9 protein-coding genes are annotated in these 7,293 nt (G+C 42.0%); 4 read left to right on the top strand and 5 right to left on the bottom strand.

Annotation, left to right across the window (positions count from 1 at the left end; genetic code table 11):
* Positions 1 to 32: 32 nt before the first annotated feature.
* On the bottom strand, positions 33 to 329 hold the full coding sequence (locus tag Q0J48_RS05915; RefSeq protein ID WP_296242479.1) for a metal-sensing transcriptional repressor: 297 nt from the start codon (positions 327 to 329) through the stop codon (positions 33 to 35).
* Between the two features lie 89 nt (positions 330 to 418).
* Here Q0J48_RS05915 and Q0J48_RS05910 point away from each other — a divergent pair, with 89 nt between their 5' ends.
* Entirely contained in the window at positions 419 to 1,042 is a 624-nt protein-coding gene (locus Q0J48_RS05910; RefSeq protein ID WP_296242478.1) for a lactate utilization protein, read from the top strand.
* Between the two features lie 263 nt (positions 1,043 to 1,305).
* Here the strand turns inward: Q0J48_RS05910 and Q0J48_RS05905 are convergent, their stop codons facing one another.
* Positions 1,306 to 2,253: a class I mannose-6-phosphate isomerase gene (locus tag Q0J48_RS05905; RefSeq protein WP_296242476.1), complete on the bottom strand. Its 948-nt coding sequence runs from the start codon at positions 2,251 to 2,253 to the stop codon at positions 1,306 to 1,308.
* Positions 2,254 to 2,373: 120 nt separating this feature from the next.
* Here Q0J48_RS05905 and Q0J48_RS05900 point away from each other — a divergent pair, with 120 nt between their 5' ends.
* Positions 2,374 to 2,643, top strand: a complete 270-nt coding sequence (locus Q0J48_RS05900) for an AbrB/MazE/SpoVT family DNA-binding domain-containing protein (RefSeq protein WP_183374306.1) — start codon at positions 2,374 to 2,376, stop codon at positions 2,641 to 2,643.
* Complete coding sequence (locus tag Q0J48_RS05895; RefSeq protein ID WP_183374308.1) at positions 2,640 to 3,047, top strand: putative toxin-antitoxin system toxin component, PIN family; 408 nt, start codon at positions 2,640 to 2,642, stop codon at positions 3,045 to 3,047. The genes Q0J48_RS05900 and Q0J48_RS05895 overlap by 4 nt, the downstream gene beginning before the upstream one ends.
* Before the next feature lie 21 nt (positions 3,048 to 3,068).
* On the opposite strand, the gene Q0J48_RS05890 is transcribed toward Q0J48_RS05895, so the two are convergent.
* The 3 genes from Q0J48_RS05890 to Q0J48_RS05880 are packed head-to-tail and all read right to left on the bottom strand — an operon-like array spanning position 3,069 to position 6,598.
* Positions 3,069 to 4,427 carry an MATE family efflux transporter gene (locus tag Q0J48_RS05890; protein ID WP_183374310.1) on the bottom strand — a complete coding sequence of 453 codons (1,359 nt, stop codon included), beginning with the start codon at positions 4,425 to 4,427 and terminating at the stop codon, positions 3,069 to 3,071.
* Between the two features lie 21 nt (positions 4,428 to 4,448).
* Complete coding sequence (locus Q0J48_RS05885) at positions 4,449 to 4,904, bottom strand: pyridoxamine 5'-phosphate oxidase family protein (RefSeq protein WP_296242473.1); 456 nt, start codon at positions 4,902 to 4,904, stop codon at positions 4,449 to 4,451.
* Positions 4,901 to 6,598 (bottom strand): M3 family oligoendopeptidase, encoded by a 1,698-nt coding sequence (locus tag Q0J48_RS05880; RefSeq protein ID WP_296242471.1) that lies wholly within the window; start codon positions 6,596 to 6,598, stop codon positions 4,901 to 4,903. The genes Q0J48_RS05885 and Q0J48_RS05880 overlap by 4 nt, the downstream gene beginning before the upstream one ends.
* Before the next feature lie 79 nt (positions 6,599 to 6,677).
* Between Q0J48_RS05880 and Q0J48_RS05875 the strand changes: the two genes are divergently transcribed.
* Complete coding sequence (locus tag Q0J48_RS05875; RefSeq protein ID WP_296242470.1) at positions 6,678 to 7,238, top strand: DUF5662 family protein; 561 nt, start codon at positions 6,678 to 6,680, stop codon at positions 7,236 to 7,238.
* Positions 7,239 to 7,293: the final 55 nt, after the last annotated feature.

The following is a 7,293-nucleotide window of genomic DNA, read 5'->3' as shown; positions in this document are numbered from 1 at the left end:
TGACATCAAACTGCTTTTCCATCGTATCACCTCTATTTTAATTTCTTGATCAAAGTCAGCACTTCCTTCATGACTTCCTCGTCGTCTTCTTTGACTTTTTCTCGAACACAAGTCTCCAGATGATCCTGCAAGACTATATATCCTAAAGCCTGCAGAGCACTCTCGATCGCCGATATCTGAATCAAGATATCTCCACAGTAACGGCCTTCATCCAACATTTTTTCAATACCGTTAAGCTGCCCCACCATACGATGCAGCCGACTCTTCATATTTCGCACTTCTTTTTCATCTCTTGGCATATGTTTATACTGTTTTTTTAATTCATTCATAAAATCACCACCACATACATATTATACCCCTAATAGGTATAAAACAAGCCAAATGCATGATACAATGAAAACAAAAAAGGAGGAACACTATGAATCCCAAACAAATTTCTTTTCAAAATACCGCTAAAACGATCATTGCAAATTTAGAAAAACGAAATATGAGCGGTTATTATTGCGCTACTAAAGAAGATGCCTTGGCCAAAGCTTTAGAACTGATTCCGGAAAATAGCTCGATTGGCTGGGGCGGATCCATGACCATGGAAGAGATTGGTCTGATCCAAACCCTGAAAGAAGGCAACTATGATGCGATCGACCGCATGCAGGGAGACAAAAAAGAACAGGCGACCAAGATCTTCAATGCCGACTGGTTTTTGATGAGCGCCAATGCGATCACCTTAGACGGCGAACTGATCAATATTGACGGCACCGCCAACCGCATCTGTTATTTATGTTTCGGTCCCGAACACGTTTTAGTGATCGCCGGCATGAACAAAGTCGTAACCGATGTTCCAAGCGGCATCGCCCGCGTCCGCAATATGGCAACCCCTCCCAACACGACAAGACTGCACAAAGATACTCCTTGTGCCCGCTTTGGACGATGCATGAATTGTCTGGAACCCGACTGTATCTGTAATCAGATCCTTGTCACAAGAAGAAGCGGCCAGACCGGACGCATTCATGTGATCCTGGTCGGCGAAGAACTAGGATATTGATCCAACGCCACAAAGACCCAATCAACAATAGATCGGGTCTTTTTCTATCCTTATATCACACTTTTTTTGTGGTAACCTATTTTATGTTAATTTTCAAATTTTACGTTACTTCTTCTATAAAATAAGAAATACATGGACGAATTTATATCAAAGATCAATACTATTTGATTCGTGATATAGTTTTTTCGAGTATTTTATTATAGTAATTTCGAGTGTTTTATTATAGTTTTTTCGAATTATCATAAATTTTAATAAAAGTATCCTTAACTATTCTCATTCCGATAACTGGCCAAAAAAAGATCCATGTTGCCCTGGAACTCTAGCCATCCGGTATGAGCAGGAACCAAGATGGTTTCGCCCTGTTCAACCTTGATATCATTGACCATACCAGATCCTTTTACACAAGTATAGAACGCAAAGCGATCATGCAAAAACCGCCCTCGATCTTCTGTTTGAATTCGCATTAATGTATACAATCCCGGCTCATCCCAATAACGCGTCACTTTGCATCCCCACTCCGTTGCCGACGGAAACATTAGAAACGATATCAATCGATCTGGGATATTAACATTTTCAAAGACAGCCTCAGGTTGAATAGGTCTTTTCTTTCCTGTATCTGGATCAACCCGATCATAGTCATAAAGCCGTAGTGTACAATCCGCATTCCTGGAAATATTGTAGGTTAATACGCCTTTGCCAATCGCATGCAAAGTCCCTGCCGGTATATCTATAAAACCGTCCACCGGTGTTTTAAGATAACGAAGGAGCTTTTCCCATTCTTTTTGTTCTGCCCAGCGAATAAACTCTTCTTTATTTTGAGCATAATGTCCAAATTCAATATATCCTTCTTCAGGAGCGTCTAAAATAACCCAAGCTTCCGGTTTGCCGCGCCCCTTATTATATTGCCTTGCGAAATCATCATCAGGATGAATTTGAATGGAAAGATCCTCCATTGGATCTAAAATATTGACACGAATAGGCAACTCTGGTGTTTCACATTCAAACCATTCCGGATAATGATCATATAATTCAGACAAAGTACAATTCATTTTCGGTACGAAACAATCCGCATGATGAGGCAAAGCCACTACATTATAGACTTCTCCTAGTGGTACCACTTCAGTCACATAATGAAATTCATTGCGCAATCTCGTTCCTCCGCCCCACATTCTCGGTTTATAATAAGGCTCGACTTTTACTATTTTCTTCATAAATACCCACCGCCTTTTATATAAATCATTTTAAAGCTTATAAAAATCATTGTATATAAATAATCAATTATTTATAATAAAAGTAGGGATTTCCCTACTTTTGAAAGGTGGTGTAAATCTATGTTTTCTAATGCATTTATTGACAATGCCAAGGTCATGGCAAAAGGTCAAATCACGATTCCAAAAGATGTACGAGATGTATTAGGTGTATCGAATGGAGACCGAGTGACTTTTATAGTTGAGGGCAAAAGTGTCCGGCTCGTTAATTCCGCTGTTTACGCCATGCAGATGCTGCAACAAGAACTTTCGCAAGAAGCTGATAAAACAGGATTGACATCTGAGCGAGAAATCATCGATCTTGTAAAAGAAATCAGAAACGATAAAGAATGAGAGTTCTAATTGATACTAATATCATTATTTCAGCTGCACTCAACGTAAACAGTGTTCCATATTTTGCTTATATAAAAGCTGTTACATATCCAAATCACGGTTTAATTTGTGAACAAACAATAGATGAACTTAAACGAGTTTTTGCCAAGAAGTTTCCTCACAAGTTAGATGTTCTGAATCAATTTTTGTCTATATCTTGCATTTCTTTAGAAATTGTACCTGTACCTTTGAAAAAGAATCCTCTTGAAGATAAAGTTCGTGATAAAAATGATAGACCTATTTTGCGTGCTGCTTTACACGCAAACGCAGATGTTTTATTAACTGGCGACAAAGACTTTCTGGAATCTGGAATTCTTTATCCAAGAATCTTGGCACCTCATGAATTTTTAAACTCCCCTGTTTAAAAAGGGGAGTTGTTTTGTGGATCAGGCTAGTTTTCTCATCCATTTCCTACGAAACAGACGAATCAAGAATAAGATACCGCGCACGTTCAATTCTAAGGCCATCGCAAACCAGACACCCGGCAAACCGTAAGTTCCTGCCAAAATGGCCGCCAATGGAATACGGACACACCACATGCTGACAAGATTCATCAAAGAAGAAGATAAAGTATCGCCAGCTCCCTGAAGAACGCCGGCCACTACGATACTGGCCCCATACATCGGTTCGGCAAAAGCCTCAATGCGAAGGATCTGTACCCCTAAAGCGACGATCTGAGCATCCGGACTCAAAAGATGCATCATCAATGGCGAACCAAAATACATAAATAACCCGGAACAAGTCATCAGTCCCGTTCCTAAGAATGTCGTCAGCACCCCTAAGCGAAAAGTCAGATCTTTACGCTTAGCGCCAATGCTTTGACCAATCAAAGTAATGGCCGCACTTTGCACCCCATAACCCGGCATATAACAAAGACTTTCGGCCGTGATGCCAAAACTGTTGGCCGCAATCGCAATTGTCCCTAATGGAGAAACGATGCGCGTGAAGGCCACATAGGCACTGCTGGTGACCAGCCGATCTAAACCGACCGGAAGTCCGATTCGCAAGGCCTGGGAAAAAATCTCTTTATCCCAGTGGAATTTTTCCTCTTTACGAAGATGTAAAAACTCACTTTTGAAAAAGAGAAAGCCGCACATCAGTAAAGAAACTACCAGCTGCGAACAACCCGTTCCAATACTGGCGCCCATGACCCCCAGATCCAGATAAAAGATAAAGAACATATTAAAGAACACATCCAAAATACACATCAAGATATTCAAGATGCTGGGAACCTTCATATTCCCCGATGCCTGCAGCATCCCTGTGGCCAAATAATTCAATTGTTGAAAAGGAAGAAACAAGGCAAAGACCAGAAAGTACAAAAAGGCATTCTGTAAGATCTCTGGTGTTCCCCCTAACCATCCTGGTAAAAAGGAAGAAATGCCGGCGCCAACCACCGCCAAAACCAACGCAAACCCCTCGCCAAACAAGAAGCCCTGCTTCATAATATTGCGGGCGCGCACAAAATTTTTAGCTCCGATCGCATGGGCTACCTGAACAGTAAAGCCGGTAATGATCGCAAAACTTACACCACCAAACATCCATGTCGTACTGGAGACTAAACCAATGCTGGCAGAAGCCTGGGCGCCCAGACTTCCCACCATACTGGCATCGATATACTGCATCGCCGTACTGGAGATCTGCGATAATATGGCAGGGATCGCCAACAACAAGATCATCTTGATCTGCTGCGATAAATTTAAGGCTTCCCCATTGCGTAATCTGGAAAGTGTGTCGTTTTGCATATTCTTCTTTCAATTTCTTCTTTATAAATATTCTTTTGCTTGTTTTCCGGTACAAGTTTCGATTTCTAAAACTAAAACCTCACATTGATCCCCATACCGTTTGATTTCTGGATCGGGATCGAATCCCGGACTGTATTTTTCACTCAGCTTGATCAGCCCTTCTCGTTTTAAGGGATCCTTGGCAATCCATAGTTTTCCCTGAACGATCACGCTTTTATACTTTGTCGTGAAAGCTTCCGGCAGTACATGATCCTGGTCGATCACCGTAAATGATGCCTTGGAATTCTCTTGGATCAAATCCAATTTATGACCGCTTTTCGCGACGTGGAAAAAGATCCGATGATCCGCATACGCATAACTTAACGGGACCCCGTAAGGCTGCTGATCCTTGCCGCAAAGGGATAAGATGCCCGATGTATTTTGATTCAGGATCCTTTCGCATTCGATGGTTGAAAGCTGTTGTCTGGCCCTTCTCATGAAAGTTCCTCATCCATGATTGAATCCAGAGCCGCAGAGACTTCCTGGATCGTTTCATCCAGACACCCTTCTTCAAAAGGAACTTTAAGATGCGCCTGGTTTACGATCTGTTTGAACGGAAGACTGCCGCCTAACTTACAGATCCGCTGATAATCCTGGAATGTATCCGGATCTTTTTTCTGTGCTCTGGCCCAGAACTGTAATGCACAGACTTGTGCCAGCGTGTAATCAATATAATAGAAAGGATCCATAAAGATGTGCAGCTGCCGCATCCACCAGCCGCCTCTTTCTAAGAGTTCAATTTCTTCATAGTCTTTATGCGGAAGATATTGTTTTTCCAGCTCTCTCCATATCTGCATACGCCAGGCATGATCTTTTTCGGGGTGGGCATAGACTTCGTGCTGGAAATGATCGACCAGCACTCCATACGGCAAGAATTTAACGGCCCCGCTCAAATGATCAAAGATAAACTTTTTCGTATCTTCCAAAAAGAAGTTTTTCATCCATGGATAGGTCAAAAATTCCATCGACATCGAATGGATCTCCGCACTTTCACTGGTGGGCCAAATACATTCCATCGGAACGATCTCTTTGGAAGAGTAAGCCTGATAGGCGTGTCCTGCTTCATGGGTCAGGACCTCGACGTCGCCGCTGGTCTGATTGAAATTCGCAAAGATAAACGGGGCATCATAATCATTGAGATACGTACAATAGCCGCCGGCCGCTTTTCCCGGTTTACTGTCCAGATCCATCAGATCATGATCGATCATATACGCAAAGAACTCACCCGTTTCCACAGACAATTCCCGATACATCTGTAAAGCCAACTGAACCATCGTTTGGCGATCGTGTTTGGGCTTAGGGTTGCCGCTCACAAATTCCACTTTTTCATCCCACGCCATCAAACGATCGACACCTAATCGCTTTTTCTGCCTTTCATAAAGCTTGTTATTTAAAGGAACCACCGTCTTTAAAACTTGTTGACGGTACGTTTCGACATCCTTTTGATCATAGTCAAAACGATACATGCGGTCATATCCGCAGCCGATAAAGTTTTCGTATCCCAATTTTTTGGCAATTCGGTCTCTTGTCTTGACCAACGTATCAAAAATCGAAGCCAGTTCTTCCTCGTTTTCTTCAAACCAGCCCCAGTAAGCTTTCATAGCTCGTTTGCGCAATGAGCGATCCTTACTTTTCATCAAAGGCTCTAATTGCGAAAGTGTATACGTGTTTCCGTCAAATTCCACCTGAGCACCGGCCACAAGCTGTTGATAAGCACTGGAAGCTTTGTTTTCGATTTGCAGATCTTCGATCACTTCCGGTGAAAAACATTTCTTTTCCAGTTCTTTGGCCCAAAAATACGTTTGCGGGATCTTCTTTTCCAGTTCTTTTCGATAAGGACTTTCCAAGATTACATTGCCGACTCGAACCAGATCTTCCTGAACGATTGGCAGGATCTCATTGAGATAATCTTCTTCCTGTTTATAATACGAATCCTTGGTATTGATCGTATGGCGGATCTCGCAAAGATTCAGATCCGTAGACAAATGTTGATTCAAGGCATCAAAGGCCATAAACGCATTCCAGAACGATTCAAGATCCGAAGCTTCCTGAAGCTGTTTCTCGATCGTCTGAATTTCTTTTTTTAAGGTTTCAACATCCGGATGATGATAAATATAGTCCGCAAATTTCATGAAAATTCCTCCCTGGGTTTCAATGGTATCATTCTAACACTTTGTGCTAGAATAAAAAACGTCAAAAGGAAGTGATCCCATGACCTCCCTTTCTAAGATCAAAGGGCATTTAAAAACCATCAACAAACATAAAGCAGAGGTTACCAAGCTCTGTTTTCGGTGTCATCTTTATAAACAAGGCTTCTTGCACGATCTCAGTAAATATTCCTGGACCGAATTAAAGACTGGATTCCAATACTATCAAGGTTTCCGTTCTCCCATCGATGCCCAAAAAGAAGACATTGGGTATTCATTGAGCTGGCTTCACCATAAAGGAAGAAACAAACACCATTGGGAATATTGGCTCGATAACGGCCCCCAAGGCGTCCATCCTGTGCGTATGCCCGTCAACTATGTGATCGAAATGTTTTGTGACCGCGTTGCCGCCAGTATGATCTATCAAAAAGAAAAATACACCGACCGCAGCGCTTTGGATTACTATCTCCAGGGACGAAACCGCATCATGATCCACCCGGATACCGACAAGCTGATCCTACATCTTCTGACAACCCTGGCAGACCATGGATTGGATCAAACGATCGATTATATTCGAAATACCGTAAAGAGAAAAGGATATCAAATTATCAACAATGGACACTAAAGTCCATTTTTTTATAAAAACTCTAACATCATTTGATACCAAATACGATACCATT

Origin of the sequence: uncultured Faecalicoccus sp. (assembly GCF_944325745.1) — a bacterium.
GTDB lineage: Bacteria > Bacillota_I > Bacilli_A > Erysipelotrichales > Erysipelotrichaceae > Faecalicoccus.
Note: the sequence above shows the minus strand (reverse complement) of the source record. Positions and strands in the feature narration are given on the sequence as shown.